Origin of the sequence: Streptomyces sp. WMMB303 (genome assembly GCF_029351045.1) — a bacterium.
Classification (GTDB): Bacteria; Actinomycetota; Actinomycetes; order Streptomycetales; family Streptomycetaceae; genus Streptomyces.
Genome location: NZ_JARKIN010000001.1, coordinates 1,502,783 through 1,527,678, shown reverse-complemented (window position 1 = coordinate 1,527,678; position 24,896 = coordinate 1,502,783). Strand labels below are relative to the sequence as shown.

Sequence of the window (24,896 nt, the reverse complement as noted above, 5' to 3'; positions counted from 1 at the left end):
CGGAAGGGAGGGCGCTCGGCCGCCGGTCGGCCCAACCCGCCCGCGCGCCGCGGCGACCGGACGGCTCAGCGGTGGCAGCGCCCGGTGCCCCGGGCGGCGCCGGGCGCGCAGATGTAGGGACGGTCTGCCGCGTCGTCGCTGACGTAGCGGCCCACGCACTGGTTCGACGAGGTGAGGCCCCGTGCGCTGCACCAGGAGGCCGCCGCCGTCCCGTCGGGGAAGCCGCCCGCGGGTCCGGAGCTGTAGAACATCCAGTAGCCCCCGCGCAGCGAGGCGAAGCCGTCGCTGTCGAGATAGCGCACTCCGTCGGCCTTGCGGCTCAAAGAGGCGTGCATCTTCTCACGCGCGCCGGTGCCGTCCGCCTTCGAGACCGAACCGAGCTGTGCCACCCAGGTGCCGGCCGGGGATACGGCCGGAGGACTGGACCGGGCCGAGGACGTGCCCGGTTCCGGCTGCGGCTCCTGGCTCGGAGTCGACTTGGGACCCCGTTCCTCCGCGGAGGGGCTGGTCTCCGGCGCGGAGGAGGCGTCCTGCGCGTCGGACACCGCCGGGGCCGGGCGCGCACCGCCCCCGCCGTCGTCGGCTCCGGCCTCCGCACCGTGGGAGCCGCCCGGCCGGGCCGTCAGGAACAGGCCCCCGGTGACGAGCGCGGCCGCCAGCACTCCGCCCGCTACCGCCCACCGGACTCGCCGCCGCCGCGCCGTCCCGCCCGCGTCGGCAGGCATCGCGGCGGGCGCCTCCGGTTCCGCTCCGGACGGCGGCACCGGAGGTGCGCCGGGGGACCGGACCGGGATCGACGTCTCCGTGGGCAGGTACGGCGTCGCCGCCCGGCCCTCCGCGACGTCCGCCAGCATCCGCTCCAGCTCCGCCCCGTCCGGCCGGGCCGCGGGATCCTTGACGAGCACCGCGGCCAGCACCGGCGCCAGCGCGCCGCTGCGTACCGGCGGCGGCACCGGGTCGTCGAGCACCGCTGCGATGGTGGCCAGCGTGGTGGCGCGGCGCAGCGGACTGCGGCCCTCCGTGCACACGTACAACGTCAGTGCCAGGGACCACAGATCGCCGGCCGGGTCGTCGTCCACCCCGCGGACCCGCTCCGGCGCGACGAACTCCGGGGACCCCAGGAACTCGCCCGTGGTCGTCACCGCGGCGGAGTCCTGGAGCGCGGCGATGCCGAAGTCGGTGAGCACCGCCGAACCATCCCCGCGCAGCAGCACGTTGCCGGGCTTCACATCGCGGTGCTGGATACCCGCGGCGTGCGCCGTGCGCAGCGCCGAGAGCACTTCGCGGCCCAGTCGGGCGGCGGTGCGGGGCTCCAACGGCCCCTCCGCCAGCCGCTGCTCCAGCGAGGGGCCGTCCACCAGCTCCATCACGAGCCAGGGGTAGGGACCCTCGTTCACGATGTGGTGGATCGTCACCACGTGCGGATGGCTGAGCCGGGCCAGGGCCCGGGCCTCGCGCAGCACGCGCTCGCGCAGCGCCCGGGACCCCTCCGACCCCTCCAGGGCCGCCCCGGGGCCGCCGGGCCCGGCCGACGGGGGCCGGACCTCCTTGAGCGCCACCTCGCGGTGCAGCGCGACGTCCCGCGCCCGCCACACCGTTCCCATGCCCCCGGCTCCCAGCGTCTCCAGCAGTTCGAAACGCCGGTCGACGAGGTGCCCCTGCTTCCCCTGCTCGCCCCCTGCCATGGGGTCAGCGTACGGCGGTGCGGCTCAGCGCAGGGGGTGATACGTCCGTTCGATCCGCTGTGAGCCGGAGTCGGTGCGGTACGAGCGGCGGAGCGCGGCGGTCGCGTTCTTGTCCGCCTTGTCCGACAGTACGAAGTAGTCCATCTGCGCCCGGTGTGCGTCCACGTCCAGCACCCCGAAGCCGTGCGAGTCCATGTCGACCCAGCGCACATGCCGGTTGGCGGCGCGGACGGCCGCCTCGGCGATGCCCGAGAGGGTGTCGGGGGCCACGTGCAGGGTGTCGTCCAGGTTGTCGGAGGTGACGGAGGTGATGACGAACTCCGTTGCCAGCGGGGCTTCGCGGGGGTAGTCGGCGGCGTGCAGCGGAACCTCGTTGGCCCAGTTCATATGGATGTCACCGGTGAGGAAGACGGTGTCGGTGATCCGGTTGTCGCGCAGATGGGTGAGGAGTTCGCGGCGGTCGTCCGTGTAGCCGTCCCACTGGTCGGTGTTGACGGCCAGCCCCTCCCTGGGAACGCCGAGCAGTTCGCCCAGCGGGCCGAGGAACTTGGCCGGAACGGAGCCGAAGGCCACCTGGGAGATCATCACCGGGTTGCCGACGAGCTTCCAGCGGGCCTGCGAGCCCGCCAGCCCCTTCTTCAGCCAGTCCAGCTGCTTGCGCCCGGTCAGGGTGCGATCCGGGTCGTCGATGTCCCGGCCGTGCCCCACCTCGGCCTGCGCGTCGCGGAACGAGCGCAGATCCAGCAGATGCAGCTCGGCCAACTGCCCGAACCGCAGCCGACGGAAGGTCGTGCCGGCCGTGGAGGGCCGTACCGGGAGCCACTCGAAGTAGGCCTGCTTCGCCGCCGCGACCCGTCGCGCCCAGCCGCCCTCCGCCTCCGGGTCGTGGTTGACGGCGCCGCCCGACCAGGCGTTGTCGGCGAACTCGTGGTCGTCCCAGATCGCGACGAGAGGGTGCGCCGCGTGCATCGCCCGCAGGTCGGGGTCCGCCTTGTAGTGGCCGTGCCGGGTCCGGTAGTCGGCGAGCGAGACGATCTCGTGCTCGGGCTGGACGGTCCGCACGACGGCGTCCCCCGTGGGGTACTCGCCGTGCCCGTACTCGTAGATGTAGTCGCCCAGGTGCAGCACCGCGTCCAGGTCGGAGCGGGCCGCCAGGTGCCGGTAGGAGGCGAACCAGCCGCCTTCGTAGTTGGCGCACGAGACCACCCCGAAGCGGAGCCCGGAGACCTCCGCGCCCTCGGCCGGGGCGGTACGGGTGCGACCGGTGGGCGAGTGGACGCCGCCGGCGGTGAAGCGGAAGAAGTAGGTGGTGGCCGGGCGCAGTCCGCGCACATCGGCCTTGACGGTGTGGTCGGAGGCGGCCTCGGCCCGCACGGTGCCGTGTGCCACGCGGTCGGTGAATCCGCGGTCCGCGGCCACTTCCCACGCCACCTCGACCGCGGCACCCCGGCCCGAGCCGGGGACGGCACCGGGCTGAGGGGTGACCCGGGTCCACAGCAGCACTCCGTCGGGAAGCGGATCGCCCGAGGCGACGCCGTGCACGAAGGAGGGACCGGCGTCGGTCGCGCTCGCTGCGGGCACGGCGCCCGCGAGCGGCAGCAGCGCGGCACCGGCCGCGCCGGCGGCGACCACGGCGCGGCGCCGCGGCGCGGTCGCCGCGCCGCCGGGCAGGGACTGTTCGGTTCTCGAGTGAGGAGAAGTCACGAGCGGTCATGTTACGCACGAGTACGAACGAGGGGCAGACCTCGCACGGTCCGCCCCTCGCCGCTCCCGGCCGCCGCCGGCTACTTCTTCTCGTCCTTGCCCGACTTCAGGTCCACGCCCAGCTCCTTGAGCTTGGCGGGCACGTCCTGGGGCTGCACCTGCTCACCGTCGATCCGGACGGTGGGAGTGCTCTGGACGTCGGCGCCGTTGAAGCTGGCGATCATGTCCTTGGCCCACTTGGTGTACTTCTTGCTCTTGACGGCCTTCTCGAACGCCTTGTTGTCCTTCAGCTCCGGGACCGTGTCCGAGACCTTGAGCAGGTAGTCGTTGTCGGCGAACTTGTCCTCCTGCTCGTCCGGGTGCCACTTGGCCGAGTACAGCTTCGCCTTGTAGTCCGCGAACGCCTGGACGCTCACGGCCTTGGCGGCGCCCAGCGCGCGGGCCGCGTTGCGGGAGCCGGAGCCGCCCATGTTGCCGTCGATGATGGCGCCGAGGTGGACACGCAGCCTGTACTTGCCTTCCTCGGCGCCCTTCTGCAGCGGCTCGCCCATCGCCTGCTCGAAGCTGGCGCACGCCGGGCAGCGCAGGTCCTCGTAGACGTCCACGGTCTTCTCCGCCTTGGCGCCCGCGGTCGTCACGGACATGCCGTCGTCGTTGGAGTCCTGGCTGTTCAGCTTGGCGACGAAGATCCCGATTCCGGCCACCACGGCCAGCACTCCGACGACCGAGAGGGCGACCAGCAGCTGCCGCCGGGTCCGCTCCTTCTTCGCCTGCTTCTCGCGCTCGATGCGCAGCCGCTCGCGGGCCGCGCGCTTGGCTTCCTGGCTGTTGCGCTTGCTCATGGCTGTCTTCTTCTCCGATGTCCGTACGCGGGGGGATACCTTCCTCAGACCGCCGGTGCCACGGCGGTCCGGGCAGGCGGCCCGCGACGGTGTACGGAGTGGGTCAGCAGCGGCAGTGCGGGCGGGGCGCCGGGTGCGGAAGCCCGGGGCGGCAGCACCGGGCCGGGGTCGCGGAAGACGCCGACCGCGGCGACCGCGATCCGCAGCGGACGGAACGCGCCGGTGGCCGCTGCGCGCAGCAGCCGCGCCGCGGCCGCCTCGCCGCGGCGCAGCCACAGGGCGGCCAGCAGGCCCGCTGCGACATGCGCCGCCAGCAGCAGCCAGGGGAGTGCCGTGCCCGGCACTCCGTGCACACCCGCCGGGTAGGCGGTGACCTGGCCGCCGTGCGCGGTCATCCGCGCCAGCGGCGTGCCCACGCTGCCGCCGCCGCACAGCAGATCGACGCCCACCGAGCGCAGCGGCCCGGTGACCGGTCCGCCCGCCTGCCCGTAGCAGGCGTGCCGGCCGGTGGTGAAGACGGTGTCGGCCGCCAGCTCCAGCGGGACCAGCAGCGCCGCTATCCGGGCGAAGCCCCGCTCCCGGCCGGCCAGCGCGAACGCCGCGGCGAAGACCGCCGCCGAGACGAGCAGGAAGGGGCGCAGCGGAACGGGGGAGCCGGAGAGCAGTACATGGGCTCCGGAGGACAGGGCGACGCAGAGGGCGGTGAAGATCCCCGCCCGCACCGTCCGTACTCCTGCTGTTCCCATGGGGTCCGAGTGTGCCATGGGAGCGGCCCGGCAGTCTGCGAAGGGCCGGAACCGGTCACCGGCGCACGGGCGGCCCCGCCCGGCTCCGGAGGCAGGCGGTCGGCCCGCGGAGCCCGCTGCCGAGCCCGATCCGGCCCCCGGGGGCCCGACCCCCCGGGGGCCCGCAGCGGCCCAGGAGCACCCTTGGAAGCCCCGGGATCCTCACATCCCGGCGATGCGGCCGTTGCGGAAGAGGTCGACGAAGATCTGGTGGTCGTGCCGGGCCCGGGCGCCGTAGGTGTGGGCGAAGTCCACCAGCAGCGCGCGGAAGCCCTCCTCGTCGGCGGAGATCGCCTCGTGGATGACGCGCTCGGTCGAGAAGGGCACCAGGCTGTGCCCGCTCTCCGCCTCGTCGGCGGCGGCGTGCATCGTCGCCGTCGCCCGGGCGAGGTCCGCTGTGACCTGCGACATCTCCTCCGGGTCCGACAGCTCCGACCAGTCCAGATCCACCGCGTAGGGCGAGACCTCCGCCACCAGCTGGCCGGCGCCGTTCAGCTCCGTCCAGCCCAGCCAGGGGTCGGCGTGCGCCTGGAGCGCGCGCTGCGAGATGACGGTGCGGTGGCCCTCGTGCCGGAAGTAGTCGCGCACCGCCGGGTCGGTGATGTGCCGCGAGACGGCCGGGGTCTGTGCCTGCTTCATGTAGATGACCAGGTCGTTCTCCAGGGCGTCGCTGTGCCCCTCCAGCAGGATGTTGTACGAGGGCAGCCCCGCGCTGCCTATCCCGATGCCCCGGCGGCCCACCACGTCCTTGACCCGGTGCGCGCCGTGCTGCTTGCGATCCGCGCTCTCCGGGAGCGTCTCCAGGTAGGAGCCGAAGGACGCCAGCACGGCCGCCCGGGTCTCCTCGTCCAGTTCGACGGAGCCGCCGCCCGGGGTGAAGCGCCGCTCCCAGTCGCGGATCTCGGTCATGGTGCCCAGCAGCCCGAAGCGGGTGTTGGCGCGTGCCGCGCGGAGCGCGTCCAGCACCGGGCCCCGCGCGGTGTCCAGGGTGAGCGCGGGCGGCTCGTTCTCCGAGACCCCCTCGACCAGGTCCCGGATGCGGTCGCGGTAGGCGTCGGCGTAGGTGGTCACCAGCGCGGTGATCTGCTCGTCGCTGAGCGCCTTGCTGTAGCCCAGCAGGGCGACGGAGGCCGCGAAGCGCTTGAGGTCCCAGGCGAAGGGGCCCACGTACGCCTCGTCGAAGGGCCCGGAAGCACGTTGGGACTCAACGAGAGAGGCACTGTCATGTTCGAGGTCACCGAGACCTTTAGCCATCCGTACCGACCGACCCGCACCTACGCGGAGGGTGAAGCCGCACGTTGTGCCACTTGGGCGGCGATTTGGGCCCACGACGGCGTCGAAGAGTGGGCGGTGCACGGCGACGTGCTCATGGTCGAGTGCGGCGACGGCGCCGTGGTGATGGCGCGTCGCGTGTAGCAGGGGGTGCCCCGCCATGGGGTACCTAGCTTGATCGGCACAAATACCCCCGGAGAGCCGAATTCTCCGGGGGTATTCGCTGTGCTCCGACAGTCTATGCTGGGTAGATCAACGCGTCGCAGTGTCGGCAACGGCTACCGTCCGCACCCTGTGTGAGCTTCCCGGGGTGGTCACACACCAGCCGCACATCCTCCAGCGGCACACCCCGTTCCCGGCCACCGGCCAGCGGGCGCACAAAGGCCGTGGTGGTCACTGGGCCTTGTTTCCCAGGCCTGCGTGACGAGTCGTGGACGTCCTCGACCGACATGAGCCGATAGGCCGTCTCGGAGCCGTTCACGCGCACGGTGTCTCCCTTGCTGGCGCTCATGCGAGACCTTCCCCAATGTCGGCGCGCATCACGATCCACGCGGCTGCCGCAGCGAAGCCATGACGGCTCGTCAGATGCTTGTGGTACCCGGTTGCAAGGTTCCTCGCGGACTCACCCTCAGGGTGGCGGCAAATCAGGGTCACGAACGTCTGGCAGTCGTTGCAGTCCCGCCGAGTGCGCAGGGGGATCACTGCCGGTTCCAGCGGGGGTCGACTATGGTCAGTCACGTCGGCACGCTCCATTCGTGTCGGCCAAGCCCCCGGGCCGTTCGCGCGGTCGCGGGGGTCCTCGCTGTCGACCCTCCATCGGCTGAAAGGGCCTGCATAGCGGCCCCCTGTAGGCCCGATGTAGGCCACACTGGACGCATGGGGACCGATGTCGGCGCCAGCATCCGGCGCGAGCGGACGAGACTCGGCTGGACGCAGCCGCAGTTGGCACGAGCCGTCTGCCGAGAGGCACGCGTTCAAGGCGACCCGGTAGGCAGGCAGGAGATCAGCCGGTGGGAGACCGGAAAGAGGAAGCCCCGAGAATGGCTGCCATTCATCGCTGCCGCGCTGGGAATCTCCGTCGACGTGCTTACGGGTGCCCCGTTCTCACCGTCCGACGATTCACCGCACATTGAAGCGCAGCGACGCGCCGGTTGGATGTTGGGGCACGGCAGCGCGCACGGCGGGAATCACGTTGCCGATGCAGCCGTACAGGTTTGGCGCAGCGCGCAAGCCGAGATCAGCGAGGAAGACAAGTTCGCACTGTCTGTTGCCGCCGAGTTGGGTGAAGTGGCCGGGTGGTTGCTGTTCGACGCAGGGCGGGACGATGAAGCGCATAGCGCTTTCATGTCCGCGCAGCTACATTCCCGGCTGGCAGGGGACGCGCCGCTGTCCTCGTTCATCCTCGACATGCTGTGTATGGCCAGCATCGGCCGGGGAACCCCCGGCGAATCGCTGGCCATTTCCGGAGAGATTCTGGGTGGGACAGGCAGCCGCCCGCATATGGCGCTTATGGCTCACGTGCGACGCGCACGGGCGCTCGCAATGACCGGTGACAGGGCGCGTGCATTGGACGCGATACAGCGCGCGGAAGGTGGCCTAGACGACTCCGTTCGGGAAGATGTGCCCGAATATCTGCGCTGGATTGACCGCGCCGAGGTGGACATGCACCACGGCGAGACACTGCTGGCGCTGGATTCCCCTCACGAAGCGCTGCCATACATACAGCGCGCGACTGCGGGAGTCCTGACCGGCGGAAGGCGTGAACTAGGCGTGCTGGTATGCGAGTTGGACACGCTAGTCCGGCTGCACGCGTGGCGCGACGTTGACGACGCACTGCGGAGAATGGCCCCTATTCTTCGCCGCGTGTCGTCCGACCGGCATTCCCGCCGTCTGCGCTCCTCGCTGCGCGTCATCAGCGAGAAGGGGCCCGCGTGGCTGGCTGACAGCGCCCGGGAATGCGCCGCGTAGACGGCGCTGGGTGCGTGACGAAGTGACGTTCCGGGGGTAGTCACAGGCTTAGAGCCAGACGCGTTAGAGAGAGAATACTTTTTAGGGGTCAGAACGTCACAACGTCACACCTTCGCGCTGTTGAGATCGACGGCGAACCGTGGTTCGTCGCGGCCGACGTGGCGAAGGCGTTGGGGCGTAGAGACGCGTCCAATCTGACGCGCAGCATCAAGCCGCAGCACAAGGGTACGACAGTTTGTCAGACCCCCGGGGGGCCGCAAAGACTCGCGGTTATCAGCGAGCAGGGGCTGTACCTGGTTGTGCTTAGGTCAACGTCACCCAACGCGGACACCTTCCAGGCTTGGGTGACTGCTGAAGTCCTCCCCACGATTCGCCGCACTGGCACCTACGACGTTCAGGCCGACGACGCTCCCGCGTGGTTCCACAAACACAGATGGCCCCGGCCAATCCCATGTGGGAATGACCGGGGCTCTCAGGTAAATACTGCGCCAGCCTCCATTTCGGCTGGCCGTGTCCCGACTCGCGACGCCGGTCGTGACCGGGGCCATCTCGTACGCGCGGTCGCTGCCGCGCCTACACAACACCTGCGGTGGCCTTGGAAAGATACCGGCGTCCAGTCCGGGCGGACACACCGAAGTGTGCGGCCAAGTCTTCCCCGGTGACTGTCCGGCCACTTGCGGACAGCACGGCGATAGCGGCTCGAATGGTGTCCGCGTCCGGTCGGCCGTTGTCCGCGCCGGTGGCCACCTGTCCGAGGTCGCCCATAGCGGTGTCCGCTTCGGTGGCCGGGAAAGTGGCCAGCAGATCGGCGATTGACCACGTGTCCGCGCAGATGTCCGGACGGGAATCTGAGGGGATCGTGGCCACGAGATCGGCAAGCGGGACGAACGAAGTGCACGGGGCGCGCTGCGCGCTTGCCTGAGCGCCGTTCTGCGTCTCGCTGGGCTCCGATACCGGGGCGGTGCTCTCAGGCGCTCCCGTGGCCGTCTGCGGCGTGGCCACAGATGCGGCCATATGAAGCAGGTGTCCGGCCACTACGGGCGGTATCGCGGACACAGCGACCACGAGGCCGGGCGAGACGGACATGTAATCGGCGGACAACAGGTGCGCGGTCACCTGAGCGGACACCGCCACGGTCATAGAGAATGCGGCTCCAATCTTCGCCGACCGGATGTCCGGACGGACCGAGGCAATGCCTGCGGTCAAAGCCGCATAGACGGACAGGATGACCGGCATAAGCGGCGACCACATCGGCGACCACCCGGCGGACTCCGCGAGCGCGATCTCACCGGGCGCTGCCATAAGAAGTGCGGCAGGGACGACAGCGCAAAGGGCCGTCCGTATAAGGGCCTTCAGCATGGCGGGGTGCCTTTCAGGTGGGTACGAGAAAGGCCGCCCCCGAAGGGACGGCCGTATTGCAGGAAGCCTCTGCCGCATCTGGCAGGCGTGCTATTCGGGTCGAAGTGCATCGAGCCAGGCAGGGTCGTGCTCGGCGAACGGCTCGTGAGCCGCGAGCCATATCCAAGTCAGAGCGAGGTGCTGTTCGCCGTCTGACAGCGCACCGGTGGCGTGCTGCTGCCGGACGAACTGCCGAAGTGCTTCCGCCGTCGTCCGGTCGATATGGCTTGCGGCCCGTAGCGACGCGCGGAGCCGCGTAAGGACGGGCGATTCACGCACGGTCGAATCCTGAGATCAGCCGCGCGAATTCGGGATCTACCGTCCCGCTGTCCTGGTACTCGTCGTCGCCGACCGTCTTGGCGTTCCTCGACATTGCCTTGTTACGCGCTGCCGAATACGGCGTTAGCCCAAGCGCGTTCTGGTGTGCGCGGGCAGCCGCGCCGTACATATTGATAAGCGTCGTGGCCGGGTTCTTCACGGGCCCACCGTTGGCGCCAGTGAGGATGAGACCGTGCTCGCTGATGTGCCGCTCCGCTTCGGCGATCCGGGCGACGGCTACGCAGTACTGGGCTGCGGCGTCTTGTTGGGACGCCGGAATGTCTATATCGGCGACCACTCTTGCCCACGCGGCGGAAGCGTCGTCGGACGCACGGTCGTTCAGGCCGAAGTCGTCGGCCCAGTCGGGTTCGTTAAGCATTTCGTTCCTCTCGGGCCGCAGATTCCGGCGCCACCAAAAAGGTGGCGGCCCCCGGTGCTACACGCCGCCCTCCCTGCCGACCGGGCGTTCAGGTGGGAGGGGGTCACCCCCCAGGGGCAGGGGGGTTGTGATGCGCTGGCAGGGTGTACGTCGCTATAAACGGCAGTGATTCCCAGGGGAATTGGCTGTCGGAACGTCGAATTTCGACGTTCAGACCGTAGATTTTGGCCCTGAATGGCTCGTGATCGGTGCCATATGTACTCGATCAAGGCAATGCGTGTGCCACATGCGCATGTGTCGAGAGAGTGAATCGTGATCAGCTTGTTCGATCGGCTCTCGTCGCTGTGCTGTTCGTGTCGGAACACAGCGAGACACGGTCGCGTCTCATTGCTACATGCGCGCTGCTGACATCACGTCGTGCATGCCGTGAATACAAGCCGCTATGCGCATGCGCACACATACTGACTACACGCTGTGCACTATCAGCGAGATAGATACCCAACGCACGCACACTGGCACTGGCAATGGCCTGCCCCTGCGTACACACGTGTCGGTAGGCACAGGGGCAGGGCAGGCACGGTCAGGCAGGGGGCAGGGGGGATGCCGCAAAGCAAAGGGGGTAGCAAACGACCACCGGGGGTGTCTTCGCAGGTCAGAGGGCGTGGCATCCCGAGCCGGCGACGGGTGGCCGTTTGCACTACTTCACTCCGGTGCGATGACCGGCGGCACGATCGGAGTCCCGTCCGGCATTCGCGGGGTGATGTCGATGACCGCTCCGCTGGAGTGCCGCCGGATACCGGTAGGCATCGGTGCGCCGTTCACCGGTACACGGCCGTCCCCCTCGAAACACGGACGTCCCTCGGAATCGCGTGGAAAGAACGGATAGTCGCCGTTCGGCCCGGGGTCGAATGCGTCATTCGCCACGGGGCACCACGTACTTGGCCGTGAGCTCGTCGCCGAACTCGGCGGCACCACGGTCGGCAGCACCGAGAATGGCGCTCTCAAGCTGGCCTACGAGACGCATGTCACGGATAGCCAACTCCATGGCAAACCGCGCGTCCGGCTCTTCGCCATGCACTCGCCGATATGCAGCGCGTGTCGCTTCTCGAAGCACATTGCGCTTGGCGCGGGCGACGTGGAATTGGGCGAGCGCATGCAGCGGGTCTTTGCCCTCGTAGACGAGGTCGGCTGCCTTCCTAGCGCCCGTGTCCGAGAGCGCAGCGTCCGCCGCCTCCCACTCAGCGAGAAGAACGATGTCAAGTTCACGCTGTGCGGCGGCGTGCTCAGCGGCCTTCTGGGCGGCCTTCTCGGCTTCGGCTTGCTCCGCATCGGCGAGAGCCTGCGCGGCCTTCTGGGCAGCCTCTCGCGCCTTCTCAACGGCATTCATCGGCCGACCTCCCTAGCAGCGGCACGCGCATTCGCGGCGTAGCCCATCGCAAGCCTCTCGGTCACGGGAATGTCCACCCCGCGCTTCTCGGCGTCGCGCAGGTGATCCGACAGGGCGTCGGCCGCCTCACTAGCGCTGTCAGCGAGGCCGTCCGCGTAGCGCTTGTGGGCCTCGTCGTTCCCGAGGTCGTCTGCGCTCAGCGAGGTGCCGCGCATGTACCAGGGCGTTTCGTCAGTCATTGGGGACTACCTCTTTCGGTGGGTGGTGTGCTTGTACACGACCGCGCGCCGTCGCAACCGCTCGAATGCGGGGGCCAGATCGCGCGGTGTGGGGGTCGGCGCTGTCACGTCAGTCGAAGACGTCGCCATGCGAACTTGCCGTTGTCGACAGTCACTCGGTAGCCGAGTGCGTCCAGAACATCGGCGACATCGTTCGAGTCCGGCTGGGCCAGATCGGGCCGCTCCCGCATGAAGTGGCGGCATACAGCGCTCACAACGCGCTCGTGCCATATGGCAGCGCGGGAGGACCGGACCTCATACGCGTGTGTGTCGAAGAACGCATGCAGCGCTTCCCGCGTATCGTCGTTCACTGTGCAGCCCCTTCTTTGGGTTGTGCGGCCTTCTTTGCCGACCGCTCGTTGAGTCGTCGCAGAATCTCGGTAGCTTCCCGCGATGTCATCGGGGATCGCTCTCTTGGCGTGCGGCGAGTTCCAAGAAAACCTGCCCCCAAGCGTCGTCCAATTGATCGAGCACGAATTCGACTCCAGCGCGCAGGGCAGCCACACGCGGCTTGTCGTCGCGCAGCGTACGCAGTGTCTCGATTGCCTCTGCGGTCTCATCCATTAGGCGAGACGGCCACTGTCCAGCGGCGCGGCCTGCCTCAGTGATGTCGTCCCAAGAGGCGCGGGAAGTGGGTGCGTTGCTTGGCATGGGCGGGGGCTCCAAACGCAGAAAGGCCCGGCGATAGCGGATCGCACAGCCACCCGTCCCGCCACAGGATGAGGCTGTGCGACCGGCTAACACCGGGCCCTTGTGTATGTCCGTCAGTTGATGCGCGCGCAGTTGGCGGGGGCGCGCGGGGTGAAGGGAGTGGGTTGCCCCCGAACAGCCGTGGAGAGGTGCGGCTGCACGGGGGCACGTTGCCCTGACGGAGCATGCATATCCGGAGCGCTCAACGCCAAGGCAGGGCGACACCACCCGACCCTTCACTATCTACAACTTGACGGATAGCTCTGCGCTGCGCGCTACATGCCCTTGGCGTACGTCGCGCGATCCCGCTCATTGCGCCAAAGACGGCGACACTCAGCGGAGCACGTCACCGGCCACCGCGCGTTGCTGCGCGCGCCGCGCTTCACGGTGAACTCGTTCTCACACTCGGAACGGCAGCAGACGCGGAAGCCAAACTTGATCGCCGGGTACACCTCGGTATGCCCGAGCCCATCTTCATGGAGCTTCACCGACTTGGGCAGCTCTGCGGGCATTCCGCTGATGTCCGGCGCGTCCGGGCCGGTCCAGTCTGCGGAACCAAGCACAGTGCCGGTAAAGCCGGACGGCATTACGCCTTCGCTCAGCAGGAAGGCGACGCGTGCGAGGGACTTCCGATTGATCTTCTGCGGTTCGCTGTTGGCCGGTCGGGACGCACGGATGCCGAAGTTGCGGAGATCGTTCACCGCTGCGTCGTACAGAACGTCGTCGTGAACTGCGGAAAGGTCATGACTCATGGCGGGAATCCTTCTGTTCGGGCATGGAAAGGGGGCCGACCCGCGATTGGGCCGACCCCGTTGGGTGGTGTGTACGGCGTCCCGTCTAGGGACTTGGTTGTGTGGTCGCGACGGGCGGCAGCAAGGGGTGGCTAGTTCGAGTTGTCTTCCTGCGCGGATTTCCGATCACGCACCCACTGTCGCTTCCGACAAGTGGGAGAACAGAATCGCCCAATGCGCCCGGCACGGCCGGGGCTGCTTACCGGGTTACTACAACCGGTAGCAGCGCACTCGGCTGCGCGACGCTCGGCACGGTCAGCCGCAGCGGCTTCGGATGCCTCGGCGCGGAATGCCTTGCCCCGACACTGAGGGGAGCAGAACAGGAGCTGTCGGAACGTGAGCGCCCGATCGCATTTGGTCCACTTACAGACGCGTGTGCTCGTTGGCACTGTGCCCCCTATTGGCAGATGGTGTGGAAGCTGTCGTTCGCTCTATCCGTCCCTCTACTAACTAGTGGGGAGGTGTTCTACACCCCCGCTTAGCTGCGCGACAGCGGGCACCCCGGGGACGGGAATGCGGTGGCTGTGCGCTTCCTGCCGTTCGGCCCCTCGCTATCCAGGGGCAGGAAGTTCTTCACCGGCGCGCTGGGAGGCGCGTGTGTGGGCGCGTGGGCCCGTTCCTAAATGGAGGCTGGCGCCGCATTTAGCCACGGTGCTCCCCGTGCACGCGTGGGTGCGTGCCCCACTACCAAAGTTAAGGAACCCCCTTTGACGTGCTCCCCGTGCACGCGTGGGTGCGTGGTTAAGGGACAGCATGTCCCTTGACCCCGGCGGATGTTCCCCACGTGCGCGTGGGCCCGAGAGACGCCCTGTGCGCTGCTGTGAGGCTCTGTGGCGGCTGCCCCGGTAGTCGGTACCGGGGAGAGGGTCCGAGGCCGTGATAGCGGGCGTTCTGTGGCTCGTAGGCGTAAGTGGTGCTTACGGCTCGACCCCGTCCGACAGCGGGAAGGGGCGCAGGAGCGCTGTATGGCCCCGAAGCCTCTGTACGGCTCTGAGAGACACTGGGAGCGGGTCGGTGGCACCAGGTACCGGGGAGCACGCCCAAGGCCGGGAGATAGGCGCGCAGAGGGCTTCCTGGGCATCCTGGCAGCCTGCGGCCGATGCGGCAGCGGGGCAGCGAAGAGGGGGCGGGCTGGCAGGCCGCTGACCTGCGGAAACGGCAGGTGGGTGTACCGGTGTGACGTTTTGAAAGGTCAAGGCAGAGTAAAAAGTGGGGCCTGACCTGGGAAGATGACCGATTTCAAGATCATCTGTGACGAATCGGGGGTGGCCACAGGCTTTACCCCAAACACGTCTAGGGTTAATGCCTTTGTGGCAGTAGAAACGTCACAGATGATCTTGAAAAGCTTAAAACAGCAGGTCATACCCCCTCTTTTGCTGTGACGTTTACGCCCCGCTGTGACGTTTTTTGGTTGGGGGGTGACGAACCCGCCCTCCCCCTTCTGCTGTAGGGGCTGAGAATCCGCCTATTTCCGAGTGGTGTAGATCACAGGAAAGCGGAGCGCCCGGTTCGATGGACGCTCCGCTAAGGGTTGGCTAAGTGGTCTGGGTCACATCAATCGGGCCACTCGTCCTCTCGGGCAACCGCCTCAAGGTCTTCGACTGCGTCGGACATGGCGCCCCATTCGATCTCGGCTCGCTCACTCAGCGGCACGCGGGCGCGCGGTGTGGGCGGCCGGTTCACGGAAACGGTGACTCCGAGGCTCCGAAGCCGGTCTCCCCGTTCCTCGCGATGCCAGCCATCCCAGAATTCGCCGAATTCCCTGCCGGTGCTCACAGCTCGCCAGCCGCTTTCCACGGCAGGGACGGACTCCAGTGCCTCGATCTCCTGCCGAGTGTCGAGATACTGCCGCTGATACCGCTTACGGCCGTCTGCACCCTCGTACAGCCCCGCTTTTCGGTCCGCTTCGAGCTCGTCCAGGAAGGTGCGCAGCTTGAGTAGGTCCGCCGCAGTGTCGTGTCCGCCAACCCATTCACGTTTCGAGTAGTCGACGTGCTTGAGCCAGTGTCCGACCTGTTCGTCTACGTACTCCGTGAGCGAATCGAGCCGCACGGTCACGATCGGGTGCCGCTCTTTCAGCGGACCGGCGCAGCGGAGAACGGTCACATCCGGCTGGTACTTCCCGCCGTTGGATTGCTTGAGATTTCCGCCGCAGATTCCGCACTTGGCCACGTCGTACAGCCAGAAATGGCCACGTGGTGCCGCACGTCCTGTCACAGCGGGAAGCGATGCCAACGCCTGCTGCTGTTCCGGCACGCTGACAATCGGCTCCCATACCTGCACAGGAAGGCCGCCTTCTCTGACCAGCCGACCTGTCTGCGGGTCGGTTTGGTGACCGACGATTGTAGGGGACTCCAGCACAACCCGGATTCCTCGACTGTTCCACGCCGATTTCCGGGGTTCTGCCTTCGTGCTCGTCCGCATCCGGGGGGACGGGACACCGCGTGATTCCAGATCTGCGGCAATCCTGGTGATCGCGTCACCTGCGAGTACACGCGCCACGATCTCTCTCACGACTTCTGCGGCTTCTTCGTCGCGTACGAGCACTCGTCCCTGCCCGGACGGATGCGGAGCGCTCGTGAGACCGTATGGCGCCCTGCCACCGGTCCATTTGCCCTGTGCGTGCAGGTGCCTGCGCATACTGCCGACCCGGGTTTTCACCATTTCGCGCTCGTACTCTGCGAAAACGGCAAGGATTTGGGCCTGCATGCGCCCGTCCGGTGTTGAGAGATCGAACGCGTCCCGACAGGAGACCAGTGCCACCCCGGCCGCCTGCGCTGTGCGCATCACGTCTACGAACCCGACAAGCGACCGGGCCAATCGGTCGACTTTCCAGAACACGACTACGTCCCCATCGCGCCACTTACGCATAACGGCGCCGAATCCTTCCCGCTTCGCGGGGTCCACGGCGCCACTCACGTCATCATCGGTGATCTCGAATACCGGTGCCGTTGGCCAGCGTCGCTCTGCCAGCTCCCTACCGTCTCTGAGCTGGCGTTCCACGGATGTCGATGCCTCTGTTGTTCTGCTGAGTCGTGCGTATACCCACACACGTGCGGCACGTTGCGTGCTCACGGTCCCTCCCCGGGGGTTGCGGCAACTGGGGTGGCAACTGTACTACTGGTGCTTCGGGTCGTCGAAGTCGTTGACGTTGAAGAGCACCCGGCCGTGGGCGTTCATGTAGGTGCCGAAGTTCTCGGCGTGCAGGTCGCCGTGTATCCATACCCGGCTGGTGCGCTCGTCGAGGAAGGGGCCGCTGTCCGCACCCGGTCCGTAGGGGCTGCCGGGTGCCGTCAGGTCGGCGTAGAAGAGGCAGGCGGTGCCCCGGTAGAAGGCGAAGGCGGAGGCCGCCATCTTGCGGAACTTGGTCCGGAAGGCCGCCGGATCGGCGGCGAGGAGGTCGCCGAAGGCCGTGTCGAAGACCTCCAGAATGGTCTCGCCGCGTTCTGCTGCCTGGCCTGCCGTGCTCATGGGTGCGCTCCGTAGGGCGGTAGGGAACCGAAACCGGTGTATGACGAACCGAGTGTCCAACCTACGCCGTCGCCGTCGGGGGCCAGGAGGGTTCTGCGCGGTGCGGACCGGTGCTCCGCAGGGCCCGGACGGGTCTTCGGGGACTGTCGGCGGCGGCCCGTAGACTTCCCCCTCGCCCCTGAAGACCCGCGCCCGGAGGTGGCCTCGTCGTGAGTGACAACCCCTTCACTCATCTGCATGTGCACACGCAGTACTCGCTCCTCGACGGTGCGGCCCGGCTCAAGGACATGTTCAACGCCTGCAATGAGATGGGCATGTCACATATCGCGATGACCGACCACGGCAATCTGCACGGGGCCTACGACTTCTTCCACTCCGCAAAGGACGCCGGAGTGACGCCGATCATCGGCATCGAGGCGTATCTGGCGCCCGACCACCGCCGGAACACCCGCCCGGTCAAGTGGGGCACCCCGCACCAGAAGCGGGACGACGTGTCCGGCAACGGCGCCTACACCCACATGACGATGTGGGCCAGGAACGCCACGGGGCTGCACAACCTCTTCCGCGCCCAGTCGCGGGCCAGCCTGGAGGGCTTCTTCCGCAAGCCCAGGATGGACCGCGAACTGCTCGCCGAGTACGCCGAGGGCCTGATGGCGACCACCGGCTGCCCCTCCGGCGAGGTGAGCACCAAGATCCGGCTGGGGATGGAGGAGGAGGCGCTCCAGGCCGCCGGCGAGTACCAGGACATCTTCGGCAAGGAGAACTTCTTCGTCGAGCTGATGGACCACGACATCGAGATCGACAAACGGGCGCGGGACGGCCTGGAGCGCATCGCACGGAAGCTCGACGCGCCCTTCGTGGTCACCAACGACTCGCACTACACCTATGCGCGCGAGTCGGCGGCGCACGACACCCTGCTGTGCATCCAGACCGGCAGCAACCTCTCGGACCCGGACCGCTTCAGCTTCGACGGTTCCGGCTATTACCTCAAGACCGCCGAGGAGATGTACGGCATCGACTCCTCGGAGGCCTGGCAGTCGGGCTGCCGCAACACGCAGCTGCTGATCGCCGAGCGCATCGAGACCGAGGGCATGTTCGAGCCCAAGAACCTGATGCCGAAGTTCGACGTGCCCGAGGGGTACGACGAGATCTCCTGGTTCCGCGAGGAGGTCCGGCGCGGAATGGCCCGCCGCTTCCCCGGCGGTGTGCCCCAGGACCGCCAGGAGCTGGCGGACTACGAGATGAAGGTCATCATCGACATGGGCTTCCCCGGGTACTTCCTGGTGGTCGCCGACTTCATCAACTGGGCCAAGGACAACGGCATCGCGGTCGGTCCGGGCCGCGGCTCGGCCGCGGGCTCGATCGTCAGTTACGCCATGGGCATCACCGACCTCGACCCCGTCACCCACGGGCTGATCTTCGAGCGGTTCCTCAACCCCGAGCGCGTCACCATGCCCGACGTCGACATCGACTTCGACGAGCGCCGGCGCGGCGACGTGATCCGCTACGTCACGGAGAAGTACGGCGCCGACAAGGTCGCCATGATCGGCACCTACGGCACGATCAAGGCGAAGGCCGCCATCAAGGACGCCTCCCGGGTGCTGGGCTACCCCTACGCGATGGGTGACCGCATCACCAAGGCGATGCCCGCCGACGTGCTCGGCAAGGGCATCCCGCTCTCCGGCATCACCGACCCGAACCACCCCCGCTACAGCGAGGCGGGCGAGGTGCGCGGGATGTACGAGAACGAGCCGGATGTCAAGAAGGTCATCGACTCCGCCATGGGCATCGAGGGCCTGGTGCGCCAGATGGGCATGCACGCGGCGGGCGTCATCATGTCCAGCGAGCCGGTCATCGACCACGCGCCGATCTTCTCGCCGAAGAACGACGGCACGGTCGTCACCCAGTGGGACTACCCCAGCTGCGAGTCGCTCGGCCTGCTGAAGATGGACTTCCTGGGGCTGCGCAACCTCACCATCATGGACGACGCGGTCAAGATGATCCGCAAGAACAAGGGCGTCGACCTCAAGCTCCTCGACCTGCCGCTGGACGACCCCAAGGCGTTCGAGCTGCTGTGCCGCGGCGACACCCTCGGCGTCTTCCAGTTCGACGGCGGCCCCATGCGCTCCCTGCTGCGCATGATGAAGCCCGACCACTTCGAGGACATCTCCGCGGTCTCGGCCCTGTACCGCCCCGGCCCGATGGGGATGAACTCCCACATCAACTACGCGCTGCGGAAGAACGGCCAGCAGGAGATCACGCCGATCCACCCGGAGCTGGAGGAGCCGCTCAAGGACGTCCTCGACATCACGCACGGCCTGATCGTCTACCAGGAGCAGGTGCAGAAGGCGGCCCAGGTGCTCGCCGGCTACTCACTGGGCCAGGCCGACCTGCTGCGCCGGGCGATGGGCAAGAAGAAGAAGGAGGTTCTCGACAAGGAGTTCGTGAACTTCCAGAAGGGCATGCGGGACAACGGCTACTCGGACGGCGCCATCCAGGCCGTCTGGGACGTGCTGGTCCCCTTCGCCGGGTACGCCTTCAACAAGGCGCACTCCTCCGCCTACGGGCTGGTCACCTACTGGACGGCCTATCTCAAGGCCAACTACCCCGCGGAGTACATGTCCGCGCTGCTCACCTCGGTGCGCGACGACAAGGACAAGTCGGCCGTCTACCTCAACGAGTGCCGCAAGATGGGCATCAAGGTGCTGCCGCCCAACGTGAATGAGTCGGAGGCGAACTTCACCTCCAAGGACGACACCACCATCGTCTTCGGTCTCACCGCGGTGCGGAACGTGGGCCAGAACGTCGTCGACTCGATCGTCAAGTGCCGCAAGGCGAAGGGCAAGTACTCCTCCTTCCCGGATTTCCTGGACAAGGTCGAGGCCGTCGTCTGCAACAAGCGCACCGTCGAGTCCCTGATCAAGGCCGGGGCGTTCGACGAGATGCAGCACACCCGCAAGGGCCTCACCGCGCAGTTCGAGCCGATGATCGACAACGTGGTGCAGGTCAAACGGAAGGAGGCCGAGGGGCAGTTCGACCTCTTCGGTGACCTCGGCGGGGACGACGCGACCGACTCCGGCCCCGGCTTCGGCCTGGACGTGCAGTTCTCCGAGGAGGAGTGGGACAAGACCTATCTGCTCGCCCAGGAGCGGGAGATGCTCGGTCTCTACGTCTCCGACCATCCGCTCTTCGGCCTGGAGCACGTTCTCAACGAGAAGGCCGACGCGGCCATCGCCCAGCTGACCGGCGGCGACTATTCCGACGGTTCCATCGTCACCATCGGCGGCATCATCTCCGGCCTGCAACGCAAGATGACCAAGCAGGGCAACGCCTGGGCCATCGCCACCGTGGAGGATCTGGCCGGCTCCATCGACTGCATGTTCTTCCCCGCCACCTACCAACTGGTCTCCACGCAGCTGGTGGAGGACGCCATCGTGTTCGTCAAGGGGCGGCTGGACAAGCGGGAGGACGTGCCCCGGCTCGTCGCCATGGAGCTTCAGGTCCCCGACCTGAGCGAGGCGTCCGCCACCGCGCCGGTCACCATCACCATCCCCACCGTCAAGGTGACGCCCCCGCTGGTGGAGAAGCTGGGCTATGTGCTGACCCAGCACCGCGGCGCCAGCGAGGTGCGGGTCCGGCTGGAGGGGGCGCGTAAGACCACGGTGTTGCGGCTGGACCGGCACCGGGTCACCCCCGACCCCGCGCTCTTCGGCGACCTGAAGGAACTGCTGGGCCCCGCCTGTCTGGCGGGCTGAGGCCGGAAATCCGGAGGAGCCCCGGACCTCCGAGCGCGCTGCGGCCGGGCGCCGGTCCGCCGGGGCGCCGCTCGCCACCGCCGTTCGCCGCCCACCGCTCGCCGGGCGCCCCGGGCAAGCACCCGGCGTGGTCACCCCTCGTGCCCGGTCCGCGGCAACTGCGGACAGGGCACGAGGGCGCGCCCGGACGGGCCCGGTGGCCCAGGTCGCTCAGTTGTGGCCGAAGCGGCGTTCCCGGCCCTTGCGGGCGGCGCCGTTGGGGGGTGTCCGCTCGGCGGCGGCCGACTTCGCGCGCTCCCGCTCCCGTTGCTGCTCCTCCGCGGTGCGGGATTCCCGGGCCGGTTGACGGTTCTTGTTCCTCGCCATGTGCGCCTCCTGCGACGGAGGTCCGTCTCCGAACGAGAGGGTCCTCCCGTTCAGATTCGCATGACCGGAAATACTGTGCATGTCGGACAATTACCCCGGGTGGGCGCCACGCCGATGATCGAGTTCCGGCTGATAACCCCCGCATGGTCGGGCAGACTCGAAGGACACGGGGAACGGCCGGCACGCGAAGGCACAGCCTCGGCTGGATGGCATGACCGAGAGTGGGTGGAACGTCGTGGACCGCTGCGTCGTCCTGGTGGACGCCGGATATCTGCTGGGCGCCGCCGCCAGCCTGCTGGCCGGCGAACCCGCCCGCTCGCGCATCACCGTCGACCACGCAGGTCTCATCCGGTCCCTCCGGCGGCAGGCGGAGGCCGACACCCAGTGCGCGCTGCTGCGCATCTACTGGTTCGACGGTGCCCCGGACCGGGTGCCGCAGCCCGAGCATCGCAGGCTGCGCGTGATGCCCCGGGTGACCGTACGGCTCGGGGCCCTCACCCGCAGCGACGGCCGCTGGGCGCAGAAGGGCGTGGACGCCGCCATGCACGCGGAGCTGACCGAACTCGCCCGCAACCGGGCCTGCTCCGACATCGTGCTGGTGACCGGCGACGGCGATCTGCTGCCGGGGCTGATGTCCGCGAAGGAGCACGGGGTGGCCGTCCACCTGTGGGCGGTCCAGGCCGCCGACGGGGACTACAACCAGTCCGAGGACCTGGTGGCCGAGGCCGACGAGCGGCGCGTACTGGACCGGACCTGGATCACCCCCGTCGTCCGGGCCAAGGACCTCTCCGCGCCCTGCGCACCCCAGCCCGCCCCCCGCCCGGAGATCGCCGCGATCCTCTCCGCTCCCCTGCCGGAGAGCGGCAAGAACGGTTCCGCGGGCCACCGCGCCTCCGCGCCCCCCGCCCCGTCCGCCCGGCCGCCAGGGGAGGACGAGGGCGCCGAGCCGCAGCCCCCGACCGAGGACGATGGCGAGGACGCCGAGCGGCCCGCTGCCGGGCACCCTCCGCAGCGGAGCGAAGGAGTGCCCACTCCCAAGGATCTGGCCGACCTCGGCCGCCAGGGGCAGCAGGCGCAGCCGCCCGCCGGACCGCCGGGGGCCACGCTGCGCTGGTCGTCCGAACGCGGCTGGGTCGAGCGGTCGGCATCCGGCGAGCCGCCCGAGACCGCGGCCCTGCCGATGCTCGCCCAGCTCACCACCGCCGAGCAGCGCTGGGCGGACCGCGAGGAGGACATCACCGCCGTCAGCGGCGACCCCTTCGAGGTCGGTCAGGTCTTCGCGCGCCGCTGGACCGAGCGGCTGATCAGCGAGCAGCATCTGAACCAGCTCTCCGCCGAGTACCCCCGCATCCCGCACCGGATCGACGGGGAGCTGCTCCGCTACGCGGCCCGGTTCGGTCTGCTCGCACACAAGGACGACCAGATCGACGAGCACGACCGGTACGCGATCCGGGCGGGCTTCTGGCGTGAGGTCGACGCCCGTTCCGGCGCCTCGGCCGAGCGCGCGCCGGCCGGTGACTGACCTCCCGGTGCATCGCGTTCAGCCGGCCGGGACGGCCGTGCACCCGCCGCGGTCCGGTCTCGGCTCCGCCTCCGCACCGTGCCGCCACCGGCCGCGCAGGGAGCCCGCAGGGGTCGGAGCGGGCCGGCGGAACCCGGACGCGTACCCTCATAGGTCGTGAGAACGGGCACTCGGCAGGCGGTGGACAGCTCGGTGGCAAGCGCGACGGCACCGATCCGCACCGCCGTGCGCGTCGAGGACCTGGTCAAGACCTACGCTCCGGTGCGGGCCCGGCGCGGCGCACCGGCGGCGCCCGCCGTCCGGGCGACCGACGGCGTCTGCCTGCGGGTGCGGCAGGGCGAGATCTTCGGACTGCTGGGCCCCAACGGTGCCGGGAAGTCCACCCTGGTACGGCAGCTCACCGGGCTGCTGCGGCCCGACTCCGGAGCGGTCGAGGTGCTCGGCCACGATCTGGTGCGCCACCCCGAGCGGGCCGCCCGGCTGCTGGCCTACCTCGGGCAGGAGTCCACCGCGCTGGACGAGCTGAGTGTCGCCCTCGCCGCCGAGACCACCGCGCGGTTGCGCGGGATGGACACCGCGGCGGCCCGCGCCGCGCGCGAGGAGGTGCTGGCCGAGCTGGAGCTGACGCAGCTCGCCTCGCGGCCGCTCAAGCGGCTCTCCGGCGGGCAGCGGCGGCTGGCGTGCGTGGCCGCGGCGCTGGTGGGGGACCGGCCGTTGCTGGTGCTGGACGAGCCGACCACCGGCATGGACCCGCATGCGCGGCGCGCGGTGTGGGCGGCCGTCGACCGGCGGCGCGCCGAGCGCGGGGTGACCGTGCTGCTGGTGACGCACAACGTGATCGAGGCCGAGACCGTGCTGGACCGGGTGGCCGTGCTGGACCGGGGCCGGGTGATCGCCTGCGACACTCCCGGCGGACTGAAGGCGACGGTCGGCGACGAGGTGCGGCTGGAACTGGTGTGGCGCGAGCGCGCTCCGGTGGAGATCCCGGAGGTGGCCGCGCTCGCTGTCGGCGCCGCCGTCACCGGCCGCCGCTGGACGCTGCGGCTGCCGCCCGCGGCCGCGCGGGAGGCGGTCGCGCTGGTCACCACGGGCGAGGCGTTCGCGGCCCTGGACGACTTCCGGCTCGCCACCCCGAGCCTGGAGGACGTGTATGTGGCCCTCGGCGGCCGCGCGGCCGGCCAGGACGGCGCCGAGGGACTGGTCAAGGCGTGAGCGCGTGGACGGGGTGCCGGAGCACGCGCGGCCCGGCGCGGATGACGGGACGGGACGAGGCGGCTTCGGACCATGCGCCGAAAGTGCCGGACGTGAGGGGCAGGCTCGGGTGAGGACGACGGTGGGCAGCCGTGTGCGGACCGGCGACGGCGCCGCGGAACACGGCGTGGCGGACGACACGGCCGGTGGCCGCGAGGGTGCGGGCGCCGGTCCGGTCGCCGCCTCCGCCGCGGACACCGCGGCCGGGCGCGGGATGCTCCGCGCGGCGGAGCCGGGCGCCCCCGGTGCCGGAGCGGAGGGCATGGCCCACCTGCCGCTGGCGCCGCGCGCCCGGCTGTGGCCCGCGCTGGGCGCCGTCTACCGGGCCCAGCTCTCCCGGGCCCGGGTGGCGCGGATCCCGCTCCTGTTCGTGGCGACCTTCCAGTCGCTGGGGATCATGGTCCTGATGCGCGGTGTGGTGGACGGCGGTGCCGAGGCCCGGGCCGTGGTCGCAGGGTCCAGCGTGCTCGTGGTGGCCTTCGTGGCGCTGAACCTGCTGGCCCAGTACTTCGGCCAGTTGCGTGCGGGCGGCGGCCTCGACCACTACGCGACCCTGCCGGTACCGGCCGCCTCGGTCGTACTGGGCGCGGCGGCCGCCTACGCGTCCTTCACCGTCCCCGGCGTGCTGGTGACGGCGGTGGCGGGCAGTGTGCTCTTCCAGCTCCCGGTGGGCGGGCTGTGGGTGCTGGTGGCCGTCGTCCCGCTCGCCGGCGCCGCGCTCGCCGGACTGGGCGCGGCGCTGGGGCTGCTCGCCCCGCGCCCCGAGCTGGCCACCCTCGGCGGTCAGCTGGGGATGTCGGCGGCGCTGCTGCTGGGGGTCCTGCCCGCGGGTGGGCTGCCACCGGCGGTCGGCTGGGTGCGGGACCTGCTGCCGTCCACCTACGGGGTGGAAGCCTTCGCGCGCACCTTCGCACCGCACCCCGACTGGCCGCGCGTCGTACTGGACCTGGGGGTGTGCGCGGCGGTCGGGGTGCTCTCGCTCGCGCTCGCCACCCGGGCGTACCGCTGGGCGGCCACCCGCTGACGCCCGGGCG

General features: G+C 69.2%; 18 protein-coding genes and 2 pseudogenes. 6 read left to right on the top strand and 14 right to left on the bottom strand.

Annotation, left to right across the window (positions count from 1 at the left end; all coding sequences use genetic code 11):
* Positions 1–65: 65 nt before the first annotated feature.
* The 5 genes and pseudogenes from P2424_RS06940 to P2424_RS06920 form a co-directional block, all read right to left on the bottom strand.
* Positions 66–1,685, bottom strand: a complete 1,620-nt coding sequence (locus P2424_RS06940; RefSeq protein ID WP_276474905.1) for a serine/threonine protein kinase — start codon at positions 1,683–1,685, stop codon at positions 66–68.
* Positions 1,686–1,709: 24 nt separating this feature from the next.
* Complete coding sequence (locus tag P2424_RS06935; RefSeq protein ID WP_276474904.1) at positions 1,710–3,389, bottom strand: alkaline phosphatase D family protein; 1,680 nt, start codon at positions 3,387–3,389, stop codon at positions 1,710–1,712.
* An 80-nt stretch (positions 3,390–3,469) separates the two neighbouring features.
* Positions 3,470–4,231, bottom strand: a complete 762-nt coding sequence (locus P2424_RS06930; protein ID WP_276474903.1) for a thioredoxin domain-containing protein — start codon at positions 4,229–4,231, stop codon at positions 3,470–3,472.
* Between the two features lie 44 nt (positions 4,232–4,275).
* Positions 4,276–4,977: a hypothetical protein gene (locus tag P2424_RS06925; protein WP_276474902.1), complete on the bottom strand. Its 702-nt coding sequence runs from the start codon at positions 4,975–4,977 to the stop codon at positions 4,276–4,278.
* Between the two features lie 201 nt (positions 4,978–5,178).
* Positions 5,179–6,198, bottom strand: a pseudogene (locus P2424_RS06920) (DUF2252 family protein); the annotation flags it as partial.
* Between the two features lie 42 nt (positions 6,199–6,240).
* On the opposite strand from P2424_RS06920, the gene P2424_RS06915 reads away from it, so the two are divergent.
* Both P2424_RS06915 and P2424_RS06910 read left to right on the top strand, forming a co-directional pair.
* Positions 6,241–6,432: a hypothetical protein gene (locus P2424_RS06915; RefSeq protein WP_276474901.1), complete on the top strand. Its 192-nt coding sequence runs from the start codon at positions 6,241–6,243 to the stop codon at positions 6,430–6,432.
* A 732-nt stretch (positions 6,433–7,164) separates the two neighbouring features.
* Positions 7,165–8,256: a helix-turn-helix transcriptional regulator gene (locus P2424_RS06910; protein WP_276474900.1), complete on the top strand. Its 1,092-nt coding sequence runs from the start codon at positions 7,165–7,167 to the stop codon at positions 8,254–8,256.
* Positions 8,257–8,829: 573 nt separating this feature from the next.
* Here P2424_RS06910 and P2424_RS06905 read toward each other — a convergent pair.
* The 8 genes and pseudogenes from P2424_RS06905 to P2424_RS06870 all read right to left on the bottom strand — a co-directional run.
* Entirely contained in the window at positions 8,830–9,615 is a 786-nt protein-coding gene (locus P2424_RS06905; protein WP_276474899.1) for a hypothetical protein, read from the bottom strand.
* Between the two features lie 310 nt (positions 9,616–9,925).
* Complete coding sequence (locus P2424_RS06900) at positions 9,926–10,351, bottom strand: P27 family phage terminase small subunit (protein ID WP_276474898.1); 426 nt, start codon at positions 10,349–10,351, stop codon at positions 9,926–9,928.
* Positions 10,352–11,264: 913 nt separating this feature from the next.
* Positions 11,265–11,738: a hypothetical protein gene (locus P2424_RS06895; protein WP_276474897.1), complete on the bottom strand. Its 474-nt coding sequence runs from the start codon at positions 11,736–11,738 to the stop codon at positions 11,265–11,267.
* A complete protein-coding gene (locus P2424_RS06890) occupies positions 11,735–11,977 on the bottom strand; it encodes a hypothetical protein (RefSeq protein ID WP_276474896.1) in 243 nt (80 codons plus the stop codon). The genes P2424_RS06895 and P2424_RS06890 overlap by 4 nt, the downstream gene beginning before the upstream one ends.
* Positions 11,978–12,081: 104 nt before the next feature.
* Positions 12,082–12,327 (bottom strand): hypothetical protein, encoded by a 246-nt coding sequence (locus P2424_RS06885; RefSeq protein WP_276474895.1) that lies wholly within the window; start codon positions 12,325–12,327, stop codon positions 12,082–12,084.
* A 654-nt stretch (positions 12,328–12,981) separates the two neighbouring features.
* Positions 12,982–13,458, bottom strand: a complete 477-nt coding sequence (locus P2424_RS06880; RefSeq protein WP_276474894.1) for a hypothetical protein — start codon at positions 13,456–13,458, stop codon at positions 12,982–12,984.
* A gap of 1,593 nt (positions 13,459–15,051) precedes the next feature.
* On the bottom strand, positions 15,052–16,548 hold the full coding sequence (locus tag P2424_RS06875; protein WP_276478855.1) for a recombinase family protein: 1,497 nt from the start codon (positions 16,546–16,548) through the stop codon (positions 15,052–15,054).
* An 81-nt stretch (positions 16,549–16,629) separates the two neighbouring features.
* Positions 16,630–16,968 (bottom strand): annotated as a pseudogene (locus P2424_RS06870) (DUF2252 family protein); the annotation flags it as partial.
* Positions 16,969–17,177: 209 nt separating this feature from the next.
* Between P2424_RS06870 and dnaE the strand changes: the two are divergent.
* On the top strand, positions 17,178–20,723 hold the full coding sequence (dnaE, locus tag P2424_RS06865) for a DNA polymerase III subunit alpha (protein WP_276474893.1): 3,546 nt from the start codon (positions 17,178–17,180) through the stop codon (positions 20,721–20,723).
* 210 nt (positions 20,724–20,933) lie between these two features.
* Here dnaE and P2424_RS06860 read toward each other — a convergent pair whose 3' ends face one another.
* A complete protein-coding gene (locus tag P2424_RS06860; protein WP_276474892.1) occupies positions 20,934–21,089 on the bottom strand; it encodes a hypothetical protein in 156 nt (51 codons plus the stop codon).
* Positions 21,090–21,300: 211 nt separating this feature from the next.
* Here P2424_RS06860 and P2424_RS06855 point away from each other — a divergent pair, with 211 nt between their 5' ends.
* The 3 genes from P2424_RS06855 (at position 21,301) to P2424_RS06845 (ending at position 24,886) form a co-directional block, all read left to right on the top strand.
* Positions 21,301–22,611: an NYN domain-containing protein gene (locus P2424_RS06855; RefSeq protein WP_276474891.1), complete on the top strand. Its 1,311-nt coding sequence runs from the start codon at positions 21,301–21,303 to the stop codon at positions 22,609–22,611.
* A gap of 180 nt (positions 22,612–22,791) precedes the next feature.
* Entirely contained in the window at positions 22,792–23,823 is a 1,032-nt protein-coding gene (locus P2424_RS06850; RefSeq protein WP_276478854.1) for an ABC transporter ATP-binding protein, read from the top strand.
* Between the two features lie 301 nt (positions 23,824–24,124).
* Positions 24,125–24,886: an ABC transporter permease gene (locus P2424_RS06845; protein WP_276478853.1), complete on the top strand. Its 762-nt coding sequence runs from the start codon at positions 24,125–24,127 to the stop codon at positions 24,884–24,886.
* Positions 24,887–24,896: the final 10 nt, after the last annotated feature.

Coding starts and splice junctions, on each gene's coding strand:
- P2424_RS06845 (WP_276478853.1), top strand. CDS start 24,125: ATGGCCCACCTGCCGCTGGCGCCGCGCGCCCGGCTGTGGCCCGCGCTG.
- P2424_RS06895 (WP_276474897.1), bottom strand. CDS start 11,738: ATGAATGCCGTTGAGAAGGCGCGAGAGGCTGCCCAGAAGGCCGCGCAG.
- P2424_RS06940 (WP_276474905.1), bottom strand. CDS start 1,685: ATGGCAGGGGGCGAGCAGGGGAAGCAGGGGCACCTCGTCGACCGGCGT.
- P2424_RS06855 (WP_276474891.1), top strand. CDS start 21,301: ATGACCGAGAGTGGGTGGAACGTCGTGGACCGCTGCGTCGTCCTGGTG.
- P2424_RS06915 (WP_276474901.1), top strand. CDS start 6,241: ATGTTCGAGGTCACCGAGACCTTTAGCCATCCGTACCGACCGACCCGC.
- P2424_RS06880 (WP_276474894.1), bottom strand. CDS start 13,458: ATGAGTCATGACCTTTCCGCAGTTCACGACGACGTTCTGTACGACGCA.
- P2424_RS06905 (WP_276474899.1), bottom strand. CDS start 9,615: ATGCTGAAGGCCCTTATACGGACGGCCCTTTGCGCTGTCGTCCCTGCC.
- P2424_RS06930 (WP_276474903.1), bottom strand. CDS start 4,231: ATGAGCAAGCGCAACAGCCAGGAAGCCAAGCGCGCGGCCCGCGAGCGG.
- P2424_RS06890 (WP_276474896.1), bottom strand. CDS start 11,977: ATGACTGACGAAACGCCCTGGTACATGCGCGGCACCTCGCTGAGCGCA.
- P2424_RS06910 (WP_276474900.1), top strand. CDS start 7,165: ATGGGGACCGATGTCGGCGCCAGCATCCGGCGCGAGCGGACGAGACTC.
- P2424_RS06860 (WP_276474892.1), bottom strand. CDS start 21,089: ATGGCGAGGAACAAGAACCGTCAACCGGCCCGGGAATCCCGCACCGCG.
- P2424_RS06925 (WP_276474902.1), bottom strand. CDS start 4,977: ATGGGAACAGCAGGAGTACGGACGGTGCGGGCGGGGATCTTCACCGCC.
- P2424_RS06900 (WP_276474898.1), bottom strand. CDS start 10,351: ATGCTTAACGAACCCGACTGGGCCGACGACTTCGGCCTGAACGACCGT.